The sequence below is a fragment of the Leptolyngbya sp. CALU 1928 genome, from assembly GCF_056784215.1.
Genome location: NZ_JBXBCE010000001.1, coordinates 505,452 through 530,191 on the forward strand (window position 1 = coordinate 505,452; position 24,740 = coordinate 530,191).

Sequence of the window (24,740 nt, forward strand, 5' to 3'; positions counted from 1 at the left end):
TGATCTAGCCCTTATTTTCTAGGCACCAAATCCTTAATTATTGCATTGCGCCGATAATGTAGTCGAAATAAGCACCTGCTTCAGAGGCATCATCACCAGAAAGCAAAGATGCTGCGACGTTCTTCATTGCGCGAACGCCTTCAGCAACCGCAGGAATGGGGGTGCCTAAGGAGTTATACATTTCGCGAACGCCAACGATTCCGATTTCTTCGATCGGAGTCACATCACCTGCTACCACGCCGTAGGTCACAAGACGTAGATAGTAATCTAGATCACGCAGGCAAGTAGCGGTCATTTCTTCGCCGTATGCGTTTCCACCAGGAGAAACCACATCAGGACGCTTTTGGAACAGTTGGTCGCCGGCTTGCTTAACGATGCGCTCACGAGACTCACTCAAGGTTTGAGCGATCCGTAGTCGCTTTTCACCCGTAGTGACAAAGCCTTTAATCCGGTCGAGTTCACCAGGGCTGAGGTAACGAGCTTCAGCGTCTGCATTCACGATTGACTTCGTGACAATACTCATTGATGGATTCCTCCAGAAGAATAGAACCGATTGTGTTTGAATGGGGATTCCCAAATGGAAGGCTGAGTTCTAGCCTAAAACCTATTCAGAAAACACTTTGAGCCTATTAAAGAAACTCATAGTCGCCTTGAAGAAGTTTCATTTGAGCGGTTGAAGGCTCAAGACGGCATCAACGATTGATCTTGTACTTCTACATACAAAATACAGATGTTTAAGGCATCTTCAGTACCCGCTATGCAGAACCTTCAGATTCAATGACCTTCCGAAATTATTGTGCGGCATTGGGTTAACACCCCAAGTCTCTACGTAATACTTTGTAATATTTATCCTCAGTTTTCTGGAAATTGCCCTCGTTCAAGGGGAAAACTTTATATTTGAATCCTAAACTTCTGGACTCACCCACTAAACGCCGCTGGAATATACTCGTGTAGGGTCAGCTTATAGCCAGACGCGATCGCTATGGTTTTGCCATCTACTTGGGCGAGATCATTTTCACGTTGGAGACGCTTACCTAGAACAAGCGCTACGTCAAATCGGCAAGGCACTTCTGCCAGTGCCGGGTGAGCGCTTAAAAATAACTCTGCGGTTCGCCAAAGCTTCGCCCGTTTTTGGGCAGTAATCGCCAAAGCGCCATTTTCATCCCAATTGCCAGAACTACGAGTTTTAACTTCGACAAAGGCAATGAGTTCCCATTGATCAGCAGGGAGAGAACAAGTGGGCGATCGCTGTGCCATCACCACGTCTAATTCTCCCCAACGGCAGCGCCATTGTCGTTCTAAAATGACCCAGCCTTGCGCTTCTGCCCACCGCGCCACAAACTCCTCGCCGAGAGAGCCTAGCATTGATGTAGCCATTTTGGAGGGCGATCGCGGACGGCGCTCAGTCATGAACGATCAAAAAATTCTATACAACTGTTTCAGTTTGAAGTGTCTAGTTCATCATGGTCAACGAATTCCGTTAGGATCAAACACAGCGGTTTGTGGTGAACGCTCTCAAGCCTCAACACAAAACTTTAGGAAAAGTAGGTTAATCACCCTTCATAGACAGTCTTCATAGACAGTTAGGCAGCAGTAATGAATAGTCAACGATTCAACCCAGAGGACTTTGTGCAAAGTGCCTGGGCAGCTATGAAAATCCTACAGAAACAGATAGTTGCAGTCGGTATAGTCGGGTTGCTGGTTTCTGTAGGAATAGGGTTTTGGGGCTTTGCAATGGCTCCAGCTTGGGCAGAAGATTACAATCGAGAGTTTTTAGTGGGTGCGGATTTCTCAGGGCAGATATTAACCGACGACAGTTTCACCAAGGCAAATCTGCGGGAAAGTAACTTTAGCGGTTCAGATCTGCGCGGCGTGAGCTTTTTTAGTGCCAATCTAGACAGTGCCAATCTGGAGGGTGCTGACCTGCGAACCACGACCTTAGACACGGCGAGGTTTTCACGAGCAAACTTGACCAATGCTTTACTGGAGGGCGCATTTGCCTTTAATGCTAAGTTTGACGGAGCCATCATTGATGGAGCAGATTTTACTGATGTAGATCTGCGCCAAGATGCCCATGATTTGTTGTGTAAAACGGCAAAAGGCACGAATCCAGTGACAGGTCGAGAAACACGGAAAACGCTGGAATGTGACTAGAGAATGACGGGTGACAAATGTCCGATAGAGCTCCAGCTAGCAGTGGTTTATAATTCGTACCTCGCAATTCGCAATTCGTACTTTCCTATTGCCCATCTCCAACCCACGGAGCCTGAACGAGGTCTTCAAAGCTAACCTGGCGTTCGCGATCGAGGTCAGCAATGCGGCGTTTTTCGGTGTGTATTTTTCGCCAGTAATATTGCCCCAGTTCAGGAGCGCTGGAATCATCGGTTTCTGCTAAAAGCTGCTGAAAGTGACGGCAGCGTTTTTCACACATAATTCGTTCCATTGCCGCAGTTGCCGCTCGAATGGTCAGATCGACCCGAAGAATATCCCGTTTTGTTTTTTCATCTAGCTGGAACAATGAGTAAAGCTGCATCATCTCGGCAGGGTAGTCAGTACAGCGGTCTTGAATGGAGGATAGCAGCGTTGGGGAATGGGGGGTACGAGTAATGGCTGCATTTTCTAATTCTCTGATTTGGTGTTCTCTTGCTTGCCTCTCTTCCACTTCCTGAATTTGCCGCCAGAGAAATCGGTGATGGGAGAGGCTAAACTCCAAATCACGCTCTTCTAAAGCAGTGACGATCGCGGCTTGGTATTCTGGAGCATACAGATATAGCCGCAGTAGCTGGATTTCGGCTTCTTCGAGTAAGTTGCGATCGCTTTTGGTTTGCCACTTTTGCGATCGCCCGTGCCACCGTTCACCCCGCACCTGCAACCGCAAATCTTCTTCTAGCCGCAGCATCAGATGAGAATCTCCTTGGCTGAGCCGCTCGGCGTAGCGGTGGATGTAGTGAGTCCGCAGAGGAGCGTTGGGCAGGTTGCCGAGCAATTTGACGATCGCCTGCACGGCTGCCTGGAACTGGTCAGATTGTTTCAGATCTTTGTCCGCGATCGCCCGTTCCATTTGCCAATCGAGCCAGAGCGGGGCTTTATCAAACAGAGCTTTACATTTATCTGGAGGAAGATCCGCGTACTCCTCAATACTGAGGCTGGATAGATGTGAATAACCAGAAATTGAACTATTTTCGACTAATACTTTGTAATCTTCGGAGGAGCGTTCTTTCAAAAACTCGTCGGAGTCTTTTCCAAGAGGAAGATTGAGAATTCGCAACTGAATTTCCCCTTGATAAGCCAGGTTCGCAACATCGCTGATGATTCTTTCAGTAGCCTTGTTGCCTGCGTTATCGGCATCAAAATTGAGAACAATTCGCTTTGATTCGGTGTAGCGCAGCAGTTGGCGCACTTGGGCAGAACTGAGGGCGGTTCCCATGGAGGCGACCACGTTGGTAATCCCGGCATGATGCAGGGCAATCACATCAAAGTAGCCTTCTACAATGACGGCTTGATCCTGTTTGGCGATCGCGGCACGGGCTTTATCCAGTCCAAACAGCAGTTTTCCTTTATCAAATAGTTCCGTATCGGGCGAGTTGAGATATTTTGGCTGCTCATCGGTGAGAGTACGACCGCCAAAACCCACAACCCGCCCTTGCAAATCGTGAATCGGAATCATCAAGCGATCGCGAAAGCGATCGTAATATCCATCGCCCGTTTTTCGCGGCACAATCAACCCAGCGCGCTCCACCAGTTCCACCGGATATTTCTTTTGCTCCACCAAATAGCCCGTTAAGGTTTCCCAGCCGCCCGGCGCATACCCTAGCTGAAACTGCTGCATGGTCGCCCGACTCAAACCCCGCTTTGTTTCCAGATATTCCAATGCCGCCAATCCCGCCGATTGATAGAGCGCATGTTCATAAAATTTTGCCGCGATCGCCATCAGTTCATAAAGCTGTTCTCGCAAGGAAACCTGTCGTTGAAATTCCTGCCGCTCTTCTGGCTTCAAGGTTTGCACAGGCACGTCATAGCGTTGCGCCAAGGACAGCACCACATCGCTAAAAGGGCGCTTGCCCAACTCCATCAAAAATTTAATCGCGTTGCCCCCGGCTCCACAGCTAAAGCAGTAATAAAACTGCTTGCCGGGACTAACGGAAAAGCTGGGCGACTTGTCATCGTGAAACGGACACAGCCCGACAAAATCCTTTCCTTGTTTTCGCAGCACCACATGCTCCGACACCACATCCACAATGTCGGTACGCTGCTTAACCTGTTCGATTGTGTCGGGGTGGAGGCGGGGAATTTCCATGAGCATGACGAAGGGCAGACAAGTAACCAAGGGCGAAGGACGAATAGATTAAGTGAAGAGAGCTTGCGTCCTAGCAGGATCTTAACTTTAGCGAAATTTCTAGGGTGCGATCGCACTCTCGGATTCCAGCCCGCTCTCCTTCTCGATCAGCAGGTTGGCAGAGAATATCATGAGGGCAGTTGGTTTATTCTTCAGCAATGCAACCGCTTCAGTTTGCCGTGCGAGCCTTGATGAGGTGGAACTCTTGGTTGAGATGCTAGATTAGCGCGATCGCCAAGCCTAATAAATTTGTTAACCAAAAACAAAAGAATTGTGACAAAATCTTGTTGTTCAGAAACATTAAAACATTCCGTATAGTTTTCACAAAAAGATTCGCAGCTTCTAGAAGTTTTTAGTCAACACTCAGTAAATTACCTTACTTGATAATGCCTCAGATACTCGTCATTGATGACGACCCTGCAATTTCTGAACTAGTCGCCGTCAACCTAGAAATGGCTGGATATGATGTTAATCAGGCTCCAGATGGCATCAAAGGGCAAGCCATGGCATTACAGATTCAGCCTGACCTGATCATGCTGGATTTGATGCTGCCAAAAGTAGATGGATTTACAGTCTGCCAGAGACTCCGGCGAGATGAACGCACTGCTGATATTCCTGTGCTGATGCTGACTGCGCTAGGACAAACTCAGGATAAAGTGGATGGGTTTAATGCTGGTGCCGATGATTACCTCACGAAGCCCTTTGAGCTAGAGGAGATGCTAGCGAGAGTGCGGGCATTGCTGCGTCGCACCGATCGCATTCCCCAAGCCGCCAAACACAGCGAGATTTTAAACTATGGTCCGCTAACTCTAGTGCCTGAGCGATTCGAGGCAATTTGGTTCGATCGCACCGTCAAGCTGACTCATCTAGAATTTGAATTATTGCATTGCCTACTTCAGCGCCACGGGCAAACCGTCTCGCCTAGCGAAATTCTTAAAGAAGTTTGGGGCTACGATCCAAACGATGACATTGAAACGATTCGCGTGCATGTCCGTCACCTGCGGACTAAATTAGAACCCGATCCCCGCCATCCCCGCTACATCAAAACTGTTTATGGCGCAGGCTATTGTTTGGAGCTACCTGCAACAGTACAAGAAACTGAGAGTCAACAATTTTTAGTAGGTTAGCAAGATACGGCATCGTTTCAGAAATCGTTTTAGAAATCGACATTGCTGAATGAAAGTATGAATTTCTCTCATCCTCAACACTGCTTGGCAGTTCATCAAGTTTGGTCAGCGTAGCCTTTTGGTAGATTGAGCGATCTCGATTGCTCAATTATGCTGAAACTGGATCGATCTTATATATCTTGAGAAACGATGAAAACTAAACAGTTGGGCGCAACCGCTGTCTCAATTAGCGCGATTGGTTTCGGGGGAATGCCGCTCTCTTTAAAGGGTAGACCCAGTGAGGCAGACGCGATCGCGGTCATCCATCGCGCATTAGATCTGGGGGTCACGCTTCTAGATACAGCCGATTCCTACTGCCAAGATGAAACCGACAAACATCACAATGAGCGTCTATTTGCCAAAGCCTTGCAGCACTACAACGGGGATACCAGCCAAGTGACGATCGCAACGAAAGGGGGATTGATGCGCCCCAACGGATCTTGGACTCGCAACGGCAGCCCAGACCACTTGCGAAAAACGATTCGTGAAAGTTTTGAGGCATTAGGCGGCAAGCAGGCGATCGCCCTTTGGCAATATCATGCGCCTGATCCAGACTATTCAATTGCGGCATCCCTTTCGCCTGTGCGAGAAGCCGTTGAAGCAGGGCTGATTCGCTATGTGGGCGTATCTAACTTTTCGGTGGAACAAATTCAGCAGGCGAGAGAGGTTGTTGATATTGTTTCAGTGCAAAACCAATACAACCCTTGGCATCGTGAACCAGAGCGGGATGGCGTGTTGGCATACTGTGAGCAAGAAACACTCACGTTTTTGCCTTGGAGTCCTTTAGGGGGCAGTCGTCGGGTCAAAGACCTGCCAGAAATCAAGCCGATCGCCCAGCTTGCCCAAGAAAAGGGCGTTTCGGTTTATTGCCTGGTGTTGGCATGGTTGAGGGCGAAATCGCCTTGTGTGGTGCCGATTCCCGGTGCGAGTAAAGTGAGCAGCATCGAAGACTCGGTAAAAGCGGCGGCGATTGATCTATCCGCGATCGAGGTTGAGCAGATTGACCAAGCAACATCCATGTAACTTTCGGGTAACCTTTTTTGAGATGCGATCGCCCTAAATCATTCCATAGTCATGTCGTCAATCGCTCAGCAATGCTACAAATCTCCAACACCGTCGCCATTCCTGCTAATGAAATCGAAATCAGTGCGATTCGATCGCAGGGGGCAGGCGGACAAAATGTCAATAAAGTCGCATCAGCGATTCACTTACGCTTTAATATTTCGGCTTCTTCCCTGCCCGATCGCTATAAAGAACGACTCTTGCAGCTAAACGACCAGCGCATTACCAAAGATGGCGTTATCGTCATCAAGGCTCAAGAGCATCGCAGCCAAGAACAAAACCGGGAAGAAGCACTGAAACGCTTGAAAGGCTTGATTAAAAGTGCAGTCGTGGTGCCAAAAAAACGCAAACTTAGTCAGCCAACCCGTAGCTCTCAGCAAAAGCGCCTTGACCACAAAAGCAAACGGGGAGACACCAAAGCTTTCAGAAAGAACCTCATGGGTGGAGATTTTTTTTGACAAAGGGGGCAATTTTGCGAGATCGCCCACAGCATTCAAAATTGGAGGATTGGAGAATAAGCAGCGCATCGCTAGCTTTTCGATATGATGGGTGCATCGCTATTGCTGTCTTGAGTTGGCAAGTGTTAAGAATGACTTTCCTGGATGTGACATATAACTTTTCTGTTTTGCCGGTGGTAGGACAGTTAAGCTTTTGTAAAGCACAGAATTCTTTTTAGATACTTGTTGTGTGAAAATTGCACAAACTTTACTGATCTGCTCATTTCTAATTTGCAATTAGTAAAGTAACCAACCGATGCCGCTTTGACCTAGCCTGAATGAAAGCCTATGAGCCCCTTGCCTGATTCGTCTCCCCAATCTTCTAAAAGCACTCCGGCTGAACCCATTCAATCGGAACCGTCTTTGCCCGTGACAGAGCCACCGACCCCAGACCATTCTAAAACTGAGCATGTCAAAACTGAGAATGCCAAAACTGAGGATAGTAGTGAAGAGGCAAAATCTGCCGCTACAGATGCAACCCCTACGTTACGTCGTCCTCTAGCGCGTCCGGTTAACCGTCCCTCGCCCCCACCTGCGGTCACCCCCGCGATCGCAAAAGTTGTGCCTGTTCCTACTCCTGCTCCTAAGTCTGAGCCTGTAGCAATCACCGCAGTTTCAGCTTCATCGACTACAGCCGCGCCCCCCAGCAATGAGACTGATACCGCCACTCAAGCATCCCTACGACCGCACCCCATTCCGCCACCGAGTGAGCCTAAACAGTATCGGGCAATCGGGTTAGTGAAAGGGCGTTATACCGCCATTGAGGATGAGTTTACGCGAGGTGAAATGCTCACTCCAGATGGCACCCTGCTCAAAGCGGTGCTGTTGGGTCGCGTCATGAGTTTAGTGCGAAATCACATCGACCTGGAAAAAGATCATCTTTGGGTTGTGTATCCTCGCACCCGTGAAGGGGAACCAGATATTCACCTGCAAATTGTAGGGATATGGGAGCCAGAGACGCTTAAACAAGGTGAGACTGAAGGAAAAGATATTGAAGCAGAAGGCGTTAAAGCAGAAGAGCCAACGGCTCCAACCGATGCAGATCTACACGATCGCTATTTTTCCATTCGGGGTGAAATTGTATATGTCGCTCAAGATGAGACTTATGTGGTCGTCAAAATTCAGCAGGCTCCCCGCAAAAACTCTCAAAAAGCAAAAGCATTTAAACTACCGTTGCGCGGCAAGCTAGAAAACCCCCGTCAAGTGGGCTACTTTTGGGATCTCAATATTAAACTCATAGGCGTAACCTTAACGATTACCGAGGGCACCTGTATTGGATTGGCACCGCCCAAAAAACGGTCTAAAGACGGGGACGATCGCGATCGTCGCAGACCCCAATTTGGACGAAGACCCCCTACTGGCGGTGCTCCCCGAAATGCTGCATCTCCTCGCCCTGCGACGGGTTCTCGCCCTGTGCCGCCGCCAAAACCAGTTAAGCGAAGTGAACCAGCCAGCGAAGGATAAGCATTAGAGTGCAATACAAGCCTACTGACCTGATGGAAAGCAGCCTTGTATTTTAAGATTGTGTTTCTTTTATCTCAAGGAATCAAATCCAACTAACAAACTCAAATCTACAGGACACTCGTTGGCGATCGCTGACTCCAGTTGTCCTAAAACTTAGTTTTTTACGATGGATTTTCTTGTTTTTTTGGGATGATTGCTATTCCCTAAGAAGAAAATAGGGATGATGGAAAATCTAAAAACCATTGGTAATATACCATTGGTAATCGTTTAAGCTGCGTTGTGAGAGCGCTTTCCCTTATCTCTTGCCCAACAGAGAATAAGCCTACCAGAGAAAAAAGACAACACCTAGATGATTAATCAACGGGTCGAACGATCGCAGCGTTTAGCTTGGTTAGAAGGAACTCGCCTCCTCGCAGTGGTAATGCTACTGCTTTACTATGCTCAGATGGGCTTTACAGGCTCCGCTTATACGCCTCAACCGACCGGATTAGTCAGTAATCTGCGCTATTTGGCAGCGGCAATGAGTACTCTGCCTAAACAGGGGGCATTGCCCTACCTTTTGAGCTTGCCATCTTGGTTTGGGTTTCAGTTTATCGATGTCTTTGTGCTGATCAGTGGCTTTAGTTTGATGATATCGCTCAAGGGCAAGCCATTAAACGTCGGAAATTTTTTAAGGCGACGACTGCCCCAAATTTTGTTTCCTTTTTGGGCGGTGCTGTGGTTATCGTTTCCCGTAATGTGGGCGATCGCCATGGCGTTTAAAACTGATTTTCCCAATCCCTGGTATGTTTTTGCAGGCATTAGTTTTCCCTTAGTGTATGACTACAACGGGGAGATGCTCATGGCGACTAGCGGCTCATGGTGGTTGGTTTCGCTCATTTTTAGTTTTGCGGTGCTGTTCCCATTTTTGTGGCAATTACTTCAGCGCTGGGGAGCCGCAAATTTAGTTCTGGTTTGTGTGTTGCTAACAATTGGCTATCGAGCGATCGCAATTTATCTCTTAGGAGGACACCCCACTCATGTGATTTGGGATACGCCCGCCGGATGGCAGCCCTTCGCTCTATTTTTATCTAAACTGGGCACCTTTGCGATCGGGATGGCAGTGGGTGATCTCTATCTTAAGGATGAGGGTCCCGTTTATTGGAGTTTGCCCCGTGCTTTAACGATCGGGACTCTAGTTTATGTCGCTGGTTTTATCTGTCAGTTCTATACTTGGGGATGGATTTTTGCAGATTTACTTTTGTCTATCGGCTTGAGCTTAATCTGCATGGTCATGGGTCGCATTTTGGCAGAACAGAGACAAATCGCCTTATTTTTCGTCGCAATGGGAGGCTATAGCTATACCTTTTTTTTGTTGCATGGCTTGGTCGTTGATCGCAGTTTGCAACTGATCATTCAAGGCGATGCAACACGGTATGCTGTGATGCTGCCAATCATGATTGGCATAACGCTTGTTTTAGCAATCTTGGTTGTCTATGTCAGTCCTTTAATTCAACGGATTGTTTTGGGTTTGCTGCGAGATGTGGATTATGTCTTAACAAAATCTCCATCGTTACAGCGCCGTGTTCGCGAACCGCAAGTGGGTGATAAAGTGTGCTATCGGAGTGAGGCGGGGTGGATTGTGCTGAAAGTAGAAAAGCTATTGGATGAGCAGGAATTTTTTCTGTGCCAAGTGAGCGATGGGCAGCGATCGCTGTGGGTGAATCAAGGAGACTTGGAACCTGCCGGAAAACACTTCCGATGATGAGAAGCCATAAGTACTTAGTTAGTCCAGAAATGGGACTCCCATTGGACTGTCTATCTATAGGCGTGCGAATGCTCCTAGGGATAGCGCAACAATTCACCCTAACGATTGGAGGATGGCTTACGTGAAGAAGTGGTCAGTCGATCTGCATAAGCTGATCTATACCCATGTCTTAATGATCGGAATTCCCACCATCTTTTATTTTTGCCTACGGATGGGAGGGCTGCAACTGGTCAATGTCCATATGGCGATCGCCACCTTTTTCCTCTTTAGCTCCTTAATGATTCTGTTAGAGGCTTCTACGGCTCTATTTCGTAGATTTGCTGTTCAACCTCATAAACCTAGGGGCGATCGCTGGGATCAGTTCATTCATTCCATCAAAACATCTTTAGGGATTAGCGGCTCTCAACGACCTGTCCCAACCACTCCCTTACCTCGCTGCTCCATCATTGTGGTTGCCTACCTGCCCAATGAACAAGATATTATTTTAGAAACATTGCGCCAGATTCTCAGCACAGTCTATTGCCCAGAAGCAGGACTAGAAGTCATCCTGGCATACAACACCCCCCTAGACTTATCCATTGAAGATGACCTGAGAGTCTTTGCCCAGATTCATGCTGAACTGCGTTTATTACGGGTTGAGGGTAGCCATTCCAAAGCCGAGAACTTAAATGCTGCACTGGAAATTGTCACGGGCGAAGTGACCTGTATTTTAGATGCGGATCATCATCCTTCCCCAGATTGCTTTCTGCGGGCATGGCGCTGGTTAGAGCAAGGCTATGACGTGGTGCAAGGGCGTAATATTATCCGCAATCACGGGCACAACTTGCTCACCCAAAATATTGCCGTTGAGTTTGAATCGCTTTATGGCGTAAGTCATCCCGCCAAATCATTTCTCACCGACTCCACTATTTTTGGGGGTTCCAATGGCTATTGGCGGACTGCCGTTCTAAAACGGATTCGCTTTAACCCGATGATGATGACGGAGGATATCGATGCAACCCTGCGAACCTTACTGAATGGATATCATATCCTCCACGATCGCAGCATTATTGCCACCGAACTTGCCCCCATTGATTTCAACTCATTTTGGTTTCAGCGTAAACGGTGGGCGCAGGGCTGGTTAGAAGTCAGCTTTAAGTATCAACGGCGCGTTTGGAAATCTAAACACCTCACCCTCAAGCAAAAATTCTACTGGACTTATTTGCTGTACTACTGCGTAATCTATTCTTTGCTGGCGCTGCAAATTCTGCCGCTAATTTTGAGCTTATTTTTGTTTCATGGTTATCTCCCCCAATCGGATAATGCCTATCTTTGGTTTAGCACCGTAGTTACCTTCTTTAGCGGCATCTATCAAACAGTGGTGACCATGCGGGTATCCTACATCCGCTACCCAATTTACTATTTTGCTCAGCACGCAATCCTCATCTTTGGCTATACCACTCTGAAAAATATGATCTCTGTCGTGGGACTTTATGACCATTTACATGGACATAGCCACTGGGTTGTTACCCCCCGTGGCAAGCAGCCGACTCGGATTGTGGCCCCCGAAGCACCGCCTGTGTTGGCTCCTGTGGGCGGAGCAGGAGGGAGGGAATAACCCTAGAGATCTTTTCTTTTGGAAGACGCGATCGCGGTTTGATTGGGAAAAAAGGGCGATCGCTCGACTACAACGAGAAACTATACTGAAGAAAATTGGTTGGGAAATACAGCGTATGCCAACGTATGAAGAAATCCTAACTCTCGTTCAAAACCTCAATTCTGATGATCGGTTTCGACTATTGGAAGACCTGAAGGTTTTGGTCTATGAACCGATCACGATTGAAGGTACAAACGAAGTCATCTCTGCGGCTGAAATTGCAGATAGCGATGCAGCGTTGCAAGATTATCAAACTGGACGCGATCGCGGACTTTCTTCAGGTGCCTTAAAAGAACGGTTATTTGTTCATCCCACGTCTCAGGATGAAAAGCCTAAACACTACGATTTTTCTGCCTTGGCTGGAAAACTCAACTGGCGGGGAGACGGTGTTGCAGAACAGAGAAAGCTCCGAAATGAATGGTAGCCGCTATCTATTGGATACTAACGCAATCATTGCTTTGCTTCAAGGCGATCAGCAGGTAAGTGAGTCTCTTCAAAATGCTGATAACTGCTGATCAAAAGCTACATGGAATTCAAGCAGTTACAAGCATAAATTTCACTTAGGGCGATCGCGTTTTCGATACGGTCGGACTCGAAAATGCGATCGCGTTTCCAATTCATTCCCAAAATCGCACAATGTTTGAACTCAAAAATGCGATCGCGTTTTCGATATGGTTAGACTCGAAAATGCGATCGCTCTCCCACTTCATTCACAAAATCTGGACTCGAAAAGACGATCGCGTTTCCAGTTTAGAAAAAGAGCGATCGCCCTTCCAATTTGTTCACAAAATCGCGCAATGTTTGAACCCAACATGCGATCGCGTTCCCAATTCATTCATAAAATCGCTGAATGTTTGGACTCAAAAATGCGATCGCCTTTTCAACTACCTCTACAAAAGGCAGGTACTGCGCACTTGGCGGGCTCTATAAGGTGCCTACGTTCACGATGCTCTTCTTCAATTTTCTTTAATTTTTCTTTGTTTTTTTGAGCTTGTTCCTTAGTTGATGCATCTAAAACTGAAGCAGACACATCAAGAGAGTTTTTTAGACTTACATATAATCCTTTCGCAATTTTTTCCAACTCCTCTTCAGTTGGCTGTCCAATATCTTCAAACGCAAGTACAATACTTTTGAGTAAATCTAAGCTTTCCAATATAACTAGATTTGCTTTCTCATTGCTTAATACTTGCTCGCTTGACACGGGAGTTTTAGATAAAGCTGTACGCAAAAGATTTATATTCATTTCTATAAAAACTAAAGAATCATCCAAAGATTTTTTCATTTTTTCATCCATTGCTGATCTCCTTAATATTTTCTGAATGTCATAGACAGATACTTTACATAATGCTTGAATCAAATAAAGTATCTTGCTTATTTTTATAATTCAACCATATTTTGCCAACTTCAAAATGTCAAGTGTCATCACAGACCTGACGTTCATTTTGATTTAATTTAAGATTATTTTTTAGATAAGACTTCATCCAGTTGCAACTCAATACTATTGAATCAGCTACGCTTGAGCGGCTAACAATATTAGGTTCTAAATTCCAGATTCTTACTGTCTTATCATCACTGGCAGAGATTAACAAATTATTTTTCCGATTAAAATTTACAGTGTTTACTGAATTGGAATGTCCGCTAATTTTTTTAATAAGTTTTCCATTTGTGAGCTTCCAAATATTAATTCCTTGCTCATCTCCAGAAGCAAGCATTTGACCATTTGGGCTAAAATCAATACTAAAAACTTTGCTTTTATGTTGTAAATTTTTCAACTCTTTACCATCCGAGATCCTCCATATTCTGACAGATTTATCCCAACTAGCAGAAGCGATCATTTGACCATCGGGACTAAAGCTCACGTCCTCAACTTGGTCTCCGTGGTAGAAGATTTTTAGCAGTTTGCCATCAGCGACTCTCCATAACCTGACCGTCTTATCCGTGCTTGCAGAAGCAATTATTTGACCATTAGGGCTGAAACTTACTCCATACACTGGTCTAGGTTGCTGAAAGCTTTTTAGAAGCTTTCCATCTGATACACGCCAAAGTTTTACATACTTGTCGTAATTTCCAGTAGCAATTATCTTACTGTCGGGACTAAATTTAACAGCCAGGATAGCAGTATCCTCTTTAAGAGGCTGCGGATTTATTTCTTTGATCAGGTTTCCTTTAATATCCCAAAGTCTAATAGTTTCACCTAAGCCAACAGAAGCTATTGTTTTGCTATCTAAACTAAACGTCACTCCTTGGATATTTCCTCTAGAGTTATTACTACTTGATAGTAGCTTACCTTCCTGATCCCAAATTTTAATACTTCCGTCGAAACCACCAGATGCAATAGTCGTACCATCAGGACTAAAACTGACCGTGTTTACTTCTTCAGTATGTCCTTCTAGACGATTGACTTCTTGAGTTTCAGCAATGATTCTTTGAAGTTCTTCGGGTGTTTGAAGTTGTCTTCCCCGCAATTGTTTTAAGACTTTCACAGTTGCCCTAAGCGCTCCAAGTTGATCATGGGTGCGAGCTACTGCTTCCGAATAAGCTACTAATGCCTTAATTTCTTTTGCTTGTGCATTTTGTTTCTCTGCTTGTGCCCACAATGCTGATACACCGGCTACCGCCGCTAGTACAGCTAACGCAACTCCAGATATTGCAGCAATACGATTTTTTTGCCTTTCAGCTTTAACTCTGCCCAAGGCTTCTTTTTCTCGTCTTTCAGCTTCAATTTTTTCGCCGATTTCCGCGATCGCTCTGCCCTCGGCTTCTTCTCTCAACTTGCGTTCTTGGTCGAGTTGCGATTGAATTTCGCGATCGCGTTTCTCAATACTTTGATTCAAAAACTCGGTTTCAGTTTGGGTCAGTTTTGGTTGTTCTTTTGCCACCCATTCTTGAATTGCGGCAAGGCGACCTGCGGATAGGAGAAAATCCTGCGATCGCTCTTTCTCTTGCCAGTCGTGGCAATCGCTTTCTAGGCGGCGGCTGAGGCGGATATTTTCGCGGTTTTCTTCGATCCAGGTTTTCAGCAGCGTCCATTCGCTTAACAGCGCTTCGTGGGCAACTTCCACGGTTTTTTCATCGGTGACGATCAGCCGTTCTTGGGTCAGGCGTGCCACCACGCGATCGAGTTGGGCAGCAGGCGCGATCGCCCTCAGCTTTTCCCAGTGGGCTTTGCGGCGGGTCACTTCCTGCCCATCGCCCAACTGCACCAGTTCCATCAGCAGTTGCCGCGTAAACCCCTGATCATCGGGATGCAAACTGCGATAAAGCTGGTCGGCACGTTGCTTCAAGGCACCCTGCACACCACCGATTTGTTCGTAGCCCTGAAACGTCAGGATGGGCACACTGTCGGGTTGAATGCACAGATCCCAAAGTTGGGTCAGGGCATATTGCAACAACGGCAGGGCACCGGGTTCATTGCCCACATCGGCGATGATCTGCGGCACTAACCCCATTTCAAATCTGGCACCTTGCTGAGCGGCAGGACGTTCAATTGCCTCAGCCATTTCCTGAGCAGATAGGTGAGTCACCATGTAGGTAGTCAGTTCGGTTTCGCGGTTGATCAGCGTGGCAGATTCGGGAATTTTGGCGCAGCGATCCAAAAAGTCGCCCCGAATGGCAATCACAATCCGCTTCAGGTGATTCAATGAGCCAATCGCCGTGGTCATCAACTGAATAAAACTGCGCTGCTCAGCTTCCGAGTCACAAAGGGTAAACAGTTCCTCAAATTGGTCAATAAATAGAATAAACGGCGCAGTGGATTGGGAGCGCTGCTTCAAGCGATCGCCCAGATTTTCCAGGGGTTGCGCCGTGGGAGTTAACATTTCTACTTGCCAGGTTGTGCTTTCAAACGGGCGATCGCGTAGTTCTGGCAGCAGTCCCGCTTTCACCAAGGAAGATTTGCCACAGCCAGAAGGACCAAACACCGTCAGCACTCGACAATTCAGTAAACGCGCTTGCAATGCCCGGACTGCCTCTTCGCGTCCATAAAAATACTGGGCTGTGGCGCTATCAAAGGAGGCTAACCCGATATAGGGATTCGCCAGATTCAGGGCTGGCTCTGAGTTATCTTTTGGCAGGGCGGGGTGAATGGCGATCGAGATGTCATTTCCCCAACCCAAATGCAGCGCTTCCTGTCCCGATCCTTTCAGGCTTTGGGAAAGGCGATAAAACAGCAATCCGCTGGTGATGGTGCGATCGTCTTCTGGGCGAGTGGGTGGAGACAGGGCCTGCAACAAGGCACCCGTAAACAGGCTGTGATCGTCGCTGCGTTTGGCACGGGATTCTTCAAAGCTGCGGCAGGCGGTGATAAAGCAATAGTTTCGCTGCGTAGAATTGAATGCAGTCAACGCCCGTTCCACCGGATCGCGCTCCAGCATATCGCCGCTGTGGCAGCAGTCGAGCAGCAACACCAAACTGCTGAGGCTGGATTGCTGAATCAAGCTGTTCAGTTCACCAAAGGGCAAACTATAAAGCGGCTCCATTGGCTTTCTAGCTTGCCGGATAATCTCTGTGTCCGAGGCTGCCAAAAAGGTTTCTCGGTATCCGGTGATGCTTTCCAGCAGAATCCCGTGTCCCGTGAAATAAATCAGGGCATCATTGCCGTTTGCCTGCTCCAACAAAAATTGCTTTAATGTCTGCCGCAACGTCTCTAGAGCCAGTGTTTCCGCCAATAGCGTGACTTGAAAGCCGCCGTATTCTTGCAAACATCGTGCCACTGCCTGGGCATCCGTGGCAGGTTTGGTTAAGTTGCCTAGCGATCGATGATAATTCGAGATACCGATTACAAGAGCATAGCGCTGAGCCATTGGGTAGAAGCGATGGGGATAAGGTTAGGATTAACCTCATTAAGGCATAGCTTTTTTCCGCAATCCAGCAAAAATCCAATAAAGCTTAAGGAACCGATGGAAAACGAAGAATATTTAGCATTTGAAGTGGATGGTCAGGTGTATGAGATGACTGCCTCACCGAACCCCCCCATAAACGATGAATATGAAAATTATGGTCCGATGGAAGACGCGATCGCTCAAATGGATCGAACTCGCCTAATGATTCGTACCTGTGCTATTCAAGCAGTCAGCGCCTTTCGCAACTTTGGCGCGGCTGATGTGCAGGAAGTCAACCTGAAGTTTGGCGTAAAGTTGGGCGGTAAAGCAGGGGTTCCCTACATCACAGAAGGCTCTGCTGAAAGCAACCTGGAGATTTCAGTGAAGTGTACTTTTCCGCCCAAAGTGCCGCCCACAAGTCCGTTGTAACTTATCGTCTTCTGCCAAAGCTGCGACTACGGGAACCACTGCCAAAACCCGTTCTGGAAGGCTGACGATAGCTTGGGGTATTGCTACGGCGGAGAGTGTTAGTGCCAAAGCCTGCCCCAGTGGAGCGATCGCCCCCAGTAGTCCGTCTCTGGCTGGCTGTCGGCGTTCTCAAATTGCCCGTCGAGCGCACGGTTTGGCGATTGCGAACGGCTGCTGGAGGAGCATTGTAGCGCTGTTGATAGCTGCTAACTGCCTGGTTATAGTTACTGCCATAGCCCCCATGACCGAAAATGCCACCGGACTGATAAACAGGCGGCACGTAATATTGCGGTCTAAACAACATGCTGCCGATCGCCTGACCTGCCAGCGCCCCGGCAAACGGTGACCAGAAACTAGATTCTTGTCGCACCACGACCCGTTCTGTTTGTCCAGTTTGTTGATTAGTTTGCTCTTCCGTCACGTTATGGACGTAGTCAATTTTGAAATCCTTTTCAACGTGCATAGAAGCCTGATTGTTCTCCAACTTCAGGTAGTTCTTCTGTCCCTTGGAGACTTCTTCATCGGTCAGTTGAGCCATTTGCAGGTTTGTAGTGCGATAAGCAGAAGACTCACCGGGCTTTGTGTTGAGCAGCATCACTGTATACTCGCCATCAGCATCGTTATAGGTTGCCTGTTGTACGGGATATTGCCCGTTGCTCAAGCGATTTTGGACAGCACTTGCAGTTTGAGCCGTGGGGTTGGAAGATGAACCGCCCTGATTTGGACTGCCGCCACAAGAAACGGTCGTGATGGCGAGAGTCAGAACCATTGCATAGACAAGAAATCGACGGAGCATGTTCATAGTAAAAAAGGAGTTGGGACTATCAATAGTGGATTCAAAAAAGGGATAGTTACAGGCGAATTATGGCGTTGAGCCATTTCCATAAGAAGTTCTGTGGAACGGCGAACATTTGATGAATCGCGCTATTACCACCCTGATTCATTACAACGGAATCAACTCTGGAAAATGGAGGATTAACTGATCAGAGGTTAATTCATCACCCAGTTGGGCTGGAGAGAAGTGAATCTGCACGGCGCGTAATCGGTCTTGGTAGTGCAAATTAGTCAACGCCTTTAGAGCGGTTTTGAGAGCGCTGACATTGGAAAGGTCAGTTTCTAAAGCAGGCACGTCCCCTTCGTAGGCAACGGTCAACATGACAATCAGGTTTTGAGTAATGGGCACTGACAAAACATCGTTGGATATCTCTAAACCTTCTACTTCAGTACCACTGTGATAGCGCTGGGCAGAATCGGTAAACAGTTCCTCAACAAAGTCACCTGCTTCCCCTTCATCCCAAAATACATCGCCCTCATTGGACACCGATTGCCAGTAAACATCGTATTGCAGAAGGCTCTGGCAAATTTCCCCTAACCCTTCGCCAAAGGTTTGAATATCTCCATCTGCGTCGATCGCATGACGAGCCGCACTATTCAGCACACCCAGCAGCGGCGCGACTTCCTTGCCAGCCAAGTGTAGAAATAGGCGAAAAACAACAAAGCGAGTTTTGCCTGTCATTTGATTAAAGCGATCGCCCAGGGAACCCATCCTTGTAGCCTCCAATGTATGACTAATGTGTGACTCGATCAGTCATCTCATAATCTATAGTTCTACTTTAGATCACTCTTCTCAAGAGTCTTCAGGTAGATACTCGACAATAAATGGAGGGATTGCCGTATGGCAGAAAATGGCGAGTGACGTATGGCGAATGGCGATCGAAAGAATTAATCTGTTCGTATCCTGAACCCGAAACCTCGCACCTTGTCCTTGTCCTTATCCTAATCGAGCCAAGATTCCCAATAGGTTCTTGCTTTTCGGGGTTAGCAGGGTGCGGCGGTAGGCATCGGCAGCTTTTTTGATTGCCTCTGCTTGGGTGGGGTAAGGATGAATCACGGTAGACAATTTGCTGAGTCCAATTTTGGCGGTGATGGCGAGGGTGATTTCGCTGATCAAGTCTCCAGCATGACTGGCAACGATAGTCGCGCCCACAATTTCGTCAGAGCCGCGTTTGTGCAGAATTTTGATGAAGCCGTTGGTTTCACCATCCGCGATCGCCCGATCAACGGTATCAAAAGGAATATGAATCACGTCTACCTCAAGTCCTTTGGCGATCGCGTCCCGCTGGTACAGCCCGACATGGGCAATTTCGGGTGAGGTGTAGGTACACCAAGGCATGACCAGACTGCTGAGTTTGGCGCGTCCGATGCCAAAGGGAGAAAAGAGGGTATTTTTAATTACGATTCGGGCGGCAGCATCGGCAGCATGGGTAAATTTCCAATCCATGCAAATGTCGCCAGCGGCGTAAATTGTGGGGTTGGTGGTTTGCAGGTAATCATTAACGATTACGCCTTTGTGCGGGTCGTAATTCACGCCGACTTGCTCTAAGTTCAATCCTTCGACGTTGGGCGATCGCCCTGCCCCAATCAAAATTTCGTCTACGGTGATACTTTCTGGCTGACCGTTACGGCTAAAGTGCAGCACTTTGCCCAACTCGGATTTTTCGACCCGCTCCAGTTGGGAATTGAGTTGAAGATGAATCCCTTCTTGAATGAAGACTTGCTGGATGATCTCGGCGGCATCGCTATCTTCGCGATCGAGGAGATGACTATTTTTATGGAATAGCACAACCTCAGATCCCAATCGCTGGAAAGTTTGCGCCAGTTCACAGCCAATGGGTCCACCGCCAATCACGGCAAGTCGAGCGGGGCGATCTGTCAGATTAAACACCGTTTCGTTAGTCAAAAAGCCTGCTTCTGCCAGTCCGGGAATAGTCGGCTTGCTTGCCCGTGCGCCCGTGGCAATCACCGCTTTTTTGAACCTGAGGATTGCGTCATCCACCTGAATCGTGTCGCTAGAGTGAAAGTGTCCCTGTCCTAAAAACACATCTACGCCTAGCTTTTGCATCCGAGCAGCGGAGTCGTTTGGGCTAATGTCAGCTCTAATTTGCCGCATTCGTGCCATGACAGCAGGAAAGTCTACCTCGACTGCTCCATTCAGCTTTACCCCAAAGCGATCGCTGTCTCGAATTTCAGCCACCACTCGCGAGGAGCGAATCATGCATTTGGAGGGCACACAGCCAACATTGAGGCAATCGCCGCCCATCAGGTGCTTTTCAATCAGCGCCACTTTCAACCCTATCCCCAATCCGGCGGCTCCGGCGGCAACAACCAAGCCTGCGGTTCCGGCTCCAATCACGACCAAATCGTAGCGCTCAGCCGGGGTCGGGTTCACCCAGTCCGATGGATGCACTTGGGCAAGCAATGCCTGATTATAGTCATCCAACGGCGAAATTAAAGAGTCAGTTTGGAGGGGAGAAATCATCGGTGCTTCCTGCAACACTTTCAGCCAAGGCTTTTTTGGCAATTCGGGTAATGTAGAGGGTGACGGCGATCGTGGCAACCAGACCGATGATGCGAATCACCCACTGCGCGGTTTGCGCTTCAGAACTGAGGGGTTGTTGAGTCGTGATAGAAGTCAAATCTCCTGCCAGAGACCCTAAGTAGACGTATAGAATCGTTCCTGGCAGCATCCCAATTGAGCCTAGTATGTAATCCGTGAGGGAAACTTGAGTCACGCCAAAGGCATAGTTGAGTAGGTTGAATGGAAAAATGGGTGAGAGGCGAGTGAGTAACACAACTTTGAAGCCGTCTTGGGCAACGGCTGAGGCAATCGCGTTGAACGTGACATTTCCGGCAATCTTTTTACTGACCCAATCTTGGGCAATATAGCGACCAATCAAGAAGGCAAGGGTTGCTCCCAACGTTGCGGCTATGAACACGTAAATGGAACCCCAAACTACGCCATAGATTGCGCCACCGCCCAAGGTGAGCAGGGAACCGGGAATGAACAATACAGTCGCCAGATTGTAGATCAGAATGTAAGCGAACACCCCGATCGCTCCCAAGCCCTTGACCCACACAAGGGAGCTTTGGAGAGCCGTTTGGATGAATTCAATCAGGTTCATGAAAGCGGCTCTAGTAATTTTTCTTTGAGGAGGAAGGAAAGTAGAAATCCTGTTCCCTTTCCTTCTGGGAGAAAGCTAGGGGGAGGGTAATTCCGTGATGCGTTCTTGGGCAGATTTTAGGGCGTGACGAACTTGGTCGAACCCGGTGCCGCCGTAGCTATTCCGAGCAGCGACCACTTGCCGAGGCGCGATCGCATCATAAATATCTGCTTCAAATTTGGGATGGAGGGTTTGCCATTCCTCTAGGGTGAGATCCTTCAGTAATTTGCCTTGAGTGAGCGAGGTTTTCACCACTTTGCCTACGAGATTATAGGCTTCGCGGAAGGGAACGCCTTTGGTTGCCAGATAGTCCGCTACATCCGTTGCGTTGGAAAAGTCCTCGCTAACGGCAGCTTCCAAGCGATCGCGGCGAAACTCCATTCCTTCCCTGAGCAAAATCGTCATCGCTTCTAGACACGATTGCACCGTCAGCACCGTATCAAACAGCGCTTCTTTGTCTTCCTGCAAATCCTTGTTGTATGCCAGGGGTAAGCCTTTCATTAGCACCAGCAGCCCTTGCAGATGTCCAAACACGCGCCCAGTCTTCCCCCGCACCAGTTCTGGCACATCTGGGTTTTTCTTTTGGGGCATAATGCTGGAACCCGTAGAGCAGCTATCTTTCAGGGTGACAAAGCGAAATTCTTCTGATGCCCACAAAATCACTTCTTCAGATAAGCGGCTGAGATGCACCATGATCAGGCTGGAGGCACAGAGGAACTCGATCGCAAAATCGCGATCGCTGACTCCATCCAAGCTGTTGGCATACACGCCGCCAAAATTGAGCAACTCGGCGGTGTAATGGCGATCGATCGGAAAAGTCGTGCCTGCCAATGCGCCTGATCCCAAGGGAGACACATTCACCCGCTGATAAATTTCGCCCAACCGCTGCCAATCGCGCTGCGCCATTTCAAAATATGCCAGCAAATGGTGGGCAAGGCTGAGGGGCTGGGCGCGCTGCAAGTGGGTGTAGCCAGGAATCAAGGTTTCGACGTTTTGCTCTGCGAGGGTCAGCAATACGGTTTGAAACTCGCGCAGCCGCTCCCGAATGGTTTGAATCTGCGATCGCAAATACAGTCGCGTGTCGGTGCCGACTTGATCATTGCGCGATCGAGCGGTATGGAGTTTTTTACCCACATCGCCCACTAACTCGGTCAAACGACGTTCTACAGCAAAATGCACGTCTTCGGCTTCAATGCCGGGAGTAAACTGCCCCGCCCGATATTCCTGACGAATTTGCTCCAGTCCACTGACCAGTTGTTCGCCTTCGTCTGTGGAGATGATGCCTGTATGCGCCAGCATTTTGGCGTGGGCTTGGGAGCCGGTCAGGTCATATTCGATCAGTTGCATGTCAAAGCCAATGCTGGCGTTAAATCGGGCGATCGCGGGATGCAGCGCCGATTCAAATCGCTGGCTCCAAGTTTCAGATGGGTGAGAAGCAGCCGGGTTAGAAGCAGAGTGTGGCACAGGATTATTCAAAGGAAAAACTATCCAGACTGAGTGATTGATCTATTGAACCTGATCCACTGACAATCTAAAGTTCACAAATTAACCAAAACTGGTAAATGTTTTTACCATGTATCCAAAAACAATCCCTGCGATAAACGCAGCCAGTTGCCCGGTTTTTACAAAGCCATTCCACCAAACACCAATATCGCGCCCCAAATCGGTCTGTTTAATCTGAGCTAGAACTGAAAAATCTGAAGGCAAATGCCAGGACATCAGCGGTAGTGAATCGACCCAATGAGTGCTGTTAATTAACAGCGATCCCACATCTTGAACCATATGCATCACCATGTTTTTTCTCCTATCTAATCGCAGTCTAAAAAGGACAATCTTACAGCAGAATACTGAAATATCAACTGGGCTGAACTTGCATCACAATCAGAGTCATATCGTCTGCATTGCGATTGCCAGCCCCAATAAAATCTTGAACTTGCTCAAATAAATGATCCAGGATTTCTTGGGGCGATCGACACTGTTGACATGCCTCAAGAAATGCTTTCGTCAGATTTTCTTCATCAAATCGCTCTCCTCCTTGGTTCGCAGCATCTGTAAAGCCATCAGTGTAGTAAATCAGTGTGTCGCCTTCCTGTAGCTGAATTTGGGCATCTTGGTAATGTGTGTCAGCATCTAGCCCAATCAGCATTCCCAAGGTATCTAAGCGTTTGATTGTTTTGGTGGCAGCGTGCCACAGCAGTGGCGGGTTGTGGGCAGCGTTGCTGTAGGACAAGATTCGCGTTTGGGGATCGTACTCTGAATAAAACAGAGTGACAAATCGATTGGAGTTTTCTAGATCGGCATACATGACCCGGTTGAGGTGCTGCAAAATCCGGGCAGGTGAGTGACCGTTCAATACTTCAGCCCGCAACATACCGCGAGTCATGGTCATAATTAGCCCAGCGGGAACGCCTTTGCCCATGACATCGCCGATCGCCACACTCCATTTTGCCGTTTCGCTACCCCCATCTCGTTTCGAGCGAATTTGGTCATAGCTGGCAGGAATAAAGTCGTAATAATCACCGCCAACTCGGCTAGCGGTGAGGCATCGCGCTGCCAGATCTACGCCTAATATTTTGGGACAGTGGCGGGGCAGTAAGCGCAGTTGAATTTCTGCCCCAATTTCTAGTTCGCGATCGAGCCGTTCTTTTTTGCGAAGCTCCACCGATAGTTCGTCGTTTTCAATCGCAACGGCAGTTTGATCGGCCACCAGCCGCACCAGTTTTTGGCGTGTTTCTGTCCAAGTATATTGAGAATCGCGGCTAAACACATACAACCGACCGCGCTCTGCGTTTTTGACTAAGATAGCGGTGCCAAATAACTGAACGCTAGACCCTAAGTAGTGGTTCACCTGATGGTCTAACTCGGCGATCGCTTGTGCTGTTGGAGCGATCGCGCCATCGCTGCGATTGCCAAACGCCGATGACTGCCGGGTCGCTGTTTCCAGCGCTTTCCGCAAATCTTTACTCCAGCGGCTATCTTGGCAGTGCATTCGCTCCAAACGCACTTGCCCATTGGGTTTGAACAACAGCAGCGCGCCCCCATCACAATCAGTCACCCGGCTTGCCATCAGCGGGATTAACTCTAAAAACTGATTGAGGTTGTTAAAGCTGCGGAGCGCAAAGCCCAAGGAACTTAGTAAATCTTGAATCTTATGTTGCTCTCGATTCAGACGCGCCACTAACTCTTTCAACGCAAACACAGGGGTTATCTCCGGAGGCATATTGCTACCAGAGCGATCGGGCGGTTGAGAGGGTTGTCGAGGAAGAGGCACAGCAGTCATCAGGGCAACACTTGGCAAAAAGGATAGCCAACCTAGGTAAGTAAAGAAGTGATCTAAAGGACTACTAGAACAATCTCTATTAATTTCTATGAGATTACTTCAGACGTAGGCAACGCTCACAAACACTTCAAAGGAATCAAAGTCAGGTAAGCATAACCCGGTTTATCAAAAATGAGTGGATGATTTTTAGATGATTTCTCTGAGGGATTTATGGGAAAGGAGCGATCGCCTCTCGTATTCAGTTCTATCAACTTTACAAGATG

The 24,740-nt window shown here is 48.0% G+C and carries 21 protein-coding genes; 9 read left to right on the plus strand and 12 right to left on the minus strand.

What is annotated here, in order from left to right; all coding sequences use genetic code 11:
* Positions 1-37: 37 nt before the first annotated feature.
* The gene (apcA, locus tag AC1S5B_RS02305; RefSeq protein ID WP_458651881.1) at positions 38-523 is read right to left on the minus strand and encodes an allophycocyanin subunit alpha; all 486 of its coding nucleotides are present in this window, start codon (positions 521-523) and stop codon (positions 38-40) included.
* A gap of 395 nt (positions 524-918) precedes the next feature.
* Entirely contained in the window at positions 919-1,410 is a 492-nt protein-coding gene (locus tag AC1S5B_RS02310; protein WP_482034106.1) for a YraN family protein, read from the minus strand.
* 186 nt (positions 1,411-1,596) lie between these two features.
* Between AC1S5B_RS02310 and AC1S5B_RS02315 the strand changes: the two genes are divergently transcribed.
* Positions 1,597-2,154, plus strand: a complete 558-nt coding sequence (locus AC1S5B_RS02315) for a pentapeptide repeat-containing protein (RefSeq protein ID WP_482034107.1) — start codon at positions 1,597-1,599, stop codon at positions 2,152-2,154.
* An 85-nt stretch (positions 2,155-2,239) separates the two neighbouring features.
* Here AC1S5B_RS02315 and dnaG read toward each other — a convergent pair whose 3' ends face one another.
* Entirely contained in the window at positions 2,240-4,303 is a 2,064-nt protein-coding gene (dnaG, locus tag AC1S5B_RS02320; RefSeq protein ID WP_482034108.1) for a DNA primase, read from the minus strand.
* A 419-nt stretch (positions 4,304-4,722) separates the two neighbouring features.
* Between dnaG and AC1S5B_RS02325 the strand changes: the two genes are divergently transcribed.
* The 7 genes from AC1S5B_RS02325 to AC1S5B_RS02355 all read left to right on the plus strand — a co-directional run bounded on the left by AC1S5B_RS02325 (position 4,723) and on the right by AC1S5B_RS02355 (position 12,332).
* On the plus strand, positions 4,723-5,463 hold the full coding sequence (locus tag AC1S5B_RS02325) for a response regulator transcription factor (protein ID WP_482034109.1): 741 nt from the start codon (positions 4,723-4,725) through the stop codon (positions 5,461-5,463).
* 189 nt (positions 5,464-5,652) lie between these two features.
* On the plus strand, positions 5,653-6,525 hold the full coding sequence (locus tag AC1S5B_RS02330; protein WP_482034110.1) for an aldo/keto reductase: 873 nt from the start codon (positions 5,653-5,655) through the stop codon (positions 6,523-6,525).
* A 71-nt stretch (positions 6,526-6,596) separates the two neighbouring features.
* The gene (gene arfB, locus AC1S5B_RS02335) at positions 6,597-7,022 is read left to right on the plus strand and encodes an alternative ribosome rescue aminoacyl-tRNA hydrolase ArfB (RefSeq protein WP_482034111.1); all 426 of its coding nucleotides are present in this window, start codon (positions 6,597-6,599) and stop codon (positions 7,020-7,022) included.
* Between the two features lie 327 nt (positions 7,023-7,349).
* A complete protein-coding gene (locus AC1S5B_RS02340; protein ID WP_482034112.1) occupies positions 7,350-8,525 on the plus strand; it encodes a hypothetical protein in 1,176 nt (391 codons plus the stop codon).
* A 349-nt stretch (positions 8,526-8,874) separates the two neighbouring features.
* A complete protein-coding gene (locus AC1S5B_RS02345; protein ID WP_482034113.1) occupies positions 8,875-10,269 on the plus strand; it encodes an acyltransferase family protein in 1,395 nt (464 codons plus the stop codon).
* A 124-nt stretch (positions 10,270-10,393) separates the two neighbouring features.
* Entirely contained in the window at positions 10,394-11,869 is a 1,476-nt protein-coding gene (locus AC1S5B_RS02350; protein WP_482034114.1) for a glycosyltransferase family 2 protein, read from the plus strand.
* Positions 11,870-11,984: 115 nt separating this feature from the next.
* Complete coding sequence (locus AC1S5B_RS02355) at positions 11,985-12,332, plus strand: hypothetical protein (RefSeq protein ID WP_482034115.1); 348 nt, start codon at positions 11,985-11,987, stop codon at positions 12,330-12,332.
* 456 nt (positions 12,333-12,788) lie between these two features.
* Here the strand turns inward: AC1S5B_RS02355 and AC1S5B_RS02360 are convergent, their stop codons facing one another.
* A complete protein-coding gene (locus AC1S5B_RS02360; RefSeq protein ID WP_482034116.1) occupies positions 12,789-13,202 on the minus strand; it encodes a hypothetical protein in 414 nt (137 codons plus the stop codon).
* A 118-nt stretch (positions 13,203-13,320) separates the two neighbouring features.
* Positions 13,321-16,710: an nSTAND1 domain-containing NTPase gene (locus AC1S5B_RS02365; RefSeq protein ID WP_482034117.1), complete on the minus strand. Its 3,390-nt coding sequence runs from the start codon at positions 16,708-16,710 to the stop codon at positions 13,321-13,323.
* Positions 16,711-16,806: 96 nt separating this feature from the next.
* Here AC1S5B_RS02365 and AC1S5B_RS02370 point away from each other — a divergent pair, with 96 nt between their 5' ends.
* A complete protein-coding gene (locus AC1S5B_RS02370) occupies positions 16,807-17,157 on the plus strand; it encodes a CU044_2847 family protein (RefSeq protein WP_482034118.1) in 351 nt (116 codons plus the stop codon).
* A 1-nt stretch (position 17,158) separates the two neighbouring features.
* Here AC1S5B_RS02370 and AC1S5B_RS02375 read toward each other — a convergent pair whose 3' ends face one another.
* From AC1S5B_RS02375 to AC1S5B_RS02405, 7 genes are all read right to left on the minus strand, one after another.
* Positions 17,159-17,965: a hypothetical protein gene (locus AC1S5B_RS02375; RefSeq protein WP_482034119.1), complete on the minus strand. Its 807-nt coding sequence runs from the start codon at positions 17,963-17,965 to the stop codon at positions 17,159-17,161.
* Positions 17,966-18,139: 174 nt separating this feature from the next.
* Positions 18,140-18,742: a DUF1517 domain-containing protein gene (locus AC1S5B_RS02380; RefSeq protein ID WP_482034120.1), complete on the minus strand. Its 603-nt coding sequence runs from the start codon at positions 18,740-18,742 to the stop codon at positions 18,140-18,142.
* Positions 18,743-18,967: 225 nt separating this feature from the next.
* Complete coding sequence (locus tag AC1S5B_RS02385; protein WP_482034121.1) at positions 18,968-20,515, minus strand: mercuric reductase; 1,548 nt, start codon at positions 20,513-20,515, stop codon at positions 18,968-18,970.
* Positions 20,493-21,158 carry a TVP38/TMEM64 family protein gene (locus tag AC1S5B_RS02390; RefSeq protein WP_482034122.1) on the minus strand — a complete coding sequence of 222 codons (666 nt, stop codon included), beginning with the start codon at positions 21,156-21,158 and terminating at the stop codon, positions 20,493-20,495. The genes AC1S5B_RS02385 and AC1S5B_RS02390 overlap by 23 nt, the downstream gene beginning before the upstream one ends.
* A 75-nt stretch (positions 21,159-21,233) precedes the next feature.
* A complete protein-coding gene (gene argH, locus AC1S5B_RS02395; protein WP_482034123.1) occupies positions 21,234-22,673 on the minus strand; it encodes an argininosuccinate lyase in 1,440 nt (479 codons plus the stop codon).
* Between the two features lie 69 nt (positions 22,674-22,742).
* Complete coding sequence (locus AC1S5B_RS02400) at positions 22,743-22,991, minus strand: hypothetical protein (RefSeq protein ID WP_482034124.1); 249 nt, start codon at positions 22,989-22,991, stop codon at positions 22,743-22,745.
* Positions 22,992-23,052: 61 nt separating this feature from the next.
* Positions 23,053-24,477: a PP2C family protein-serine/threonine phosphatase gene (locus AC1S5B_RS02405; RefSeq protein WP_482034125.1), complete on the minus strand. Its 1,425-nt coding sequence runs from the start codon at positions 24,475-24,477 to the stop codon at positions 23,053-23,055.
* Positions 24,478-24,740: the final 263 nt, after the last annotated feature.

Bases quoted from the DNA above. Each gene is read 5' to 3' on its own strand.
- apcA (WP_458651881.1), bottom strand. From the start codon at position 523: ATGAGTATTGTCACGAAGTCAATCGTGAATGCAGACGCTGAAGCTCGT.
- AC1S5B_RS02310 (WP_482034106.1), bottom strand. From the start codon at position 1,410: ATGACTGAGCGCCGTCCGCGATCGCCCTCCAAAATGGCTACATCAATG.
- AC1S5B_RS02315 (WP_482034107.1), top strand. From the start codon at position 1,597: ATGAATAGTCAACGATTCAACCCAGAGGACTTTGTGCAAAGTGCCTGG.
- dnaG (WP_482034108.1), bottom strand. From the start codon at position 4,303: ATGCTCATGGAAATTCCCCGCCTCCACCCCGACACAATCGAACAGGTT.
- AC1S5B_RS02325 (WP_482034109.1), top strand. From the start codon at position 4,723: ATGCCTCAGATACTCGTCATTGATGACGACCCTGCAATTTCTGAACTA.
- AC1S5B_RS02330 (WP_482034110.1), top strand. From the start codon at position 5,653: ATGAAAACTAAACAGTTGGGCGCAACCGCTGTCTCAATTAGCGCGATT.
- arfB (WP_482034111.1), top strand. From the start codon at position 6,597: ATGCTACAAATCTCCAACACCGTCGCCATTCCTGCTAATGAAATCGAA.
- AC1S5B_RS02340 (WP_482034112.1), top strand. From the start codon at position 7,350: ATGAGCCCCTTGCCTGATTCGTCTCCCCAATCTTCTAAAAGCACTCCG.
- AC1S5B_RS02345 (WP_482034113.1), top strand. From the start codon at position 8,875: ATGATTAATCAACGGGTCGAACGATCGCAGCGTTTAGCTTGGTTAGAA.
- AC1S5B_RS02355 (WP_482034115.1), top strand. From the start codon at position 11,985: ATGCCAACGTATGAAGAAATCCTAACTCTCGTTCAAAACCTCAATTCT.
- AC1S5B_RS02360 (WP_482034116.1), bottom strand. From the start codon at position 13,202: ATGGATGAAAAAATGAAAAAATCTTTGGATGATTCTTTAGTTTTTATA.
- AC1S5B_RS02365 (WP_482034117.1), bottom strand. From the start codon at position 16,710: ATGGCTCAGCGCTATGCTCTTGTAATCGGTATCTCGAATTATCATCGA.
- AC1S5B_RS02370 (WP_482034118.1), top strand. From the start codon at position 16,807: ATGGAAAACGAAGAATATTTAGCATTTGAAGTGGATGGTCAGGTGTAT.
- AC1S5B_RS02375 (WP_482034119.1), bottom strand. From the start codon at position 17,965: ATGGTTCTGACTCTCGCCATCACGACCGTTTCTTGTGGCGGCAGTCCA.
- AC1S5B_RS02380 (WP_482034120.1), bottom strand. From the start codon at position 18,742: ATGGGTTCCCTGGGCGATCGCTTTAATCAAATGACAGGCAAAACTCGC.
- AC1S5B_RS02385 (WP_482034121.1), bottom strand. From the start codon at position 20,515: ATGATTTCTCCCCTCCAAACTGACTCTTTAATTTCGCCGTTGGATGAC.
- AC1S5B_RS02390 (WP_482034122.1), bottom strand. From the start codon at position 21,158: ATGAACCTGATTGAATTCATCCAAACGGCTCTCCAAAGCTCCCTTGTG.
- AC1S5B_RS02400 (WP_482034124.1), bottom strand. From the start codon at position 22,991: ATGGTGATGCATATGGTTCAAGATGTGGGATCGCTGTTAATTAACAGC.
- AC1S5B_RS02405 (WP_482034125.1), bottom strand. From the start codon at position 24,477: ATGACTGCTGTGCCTCTTCCTCGACAACCCTCTCAACCGCCCGATCGC.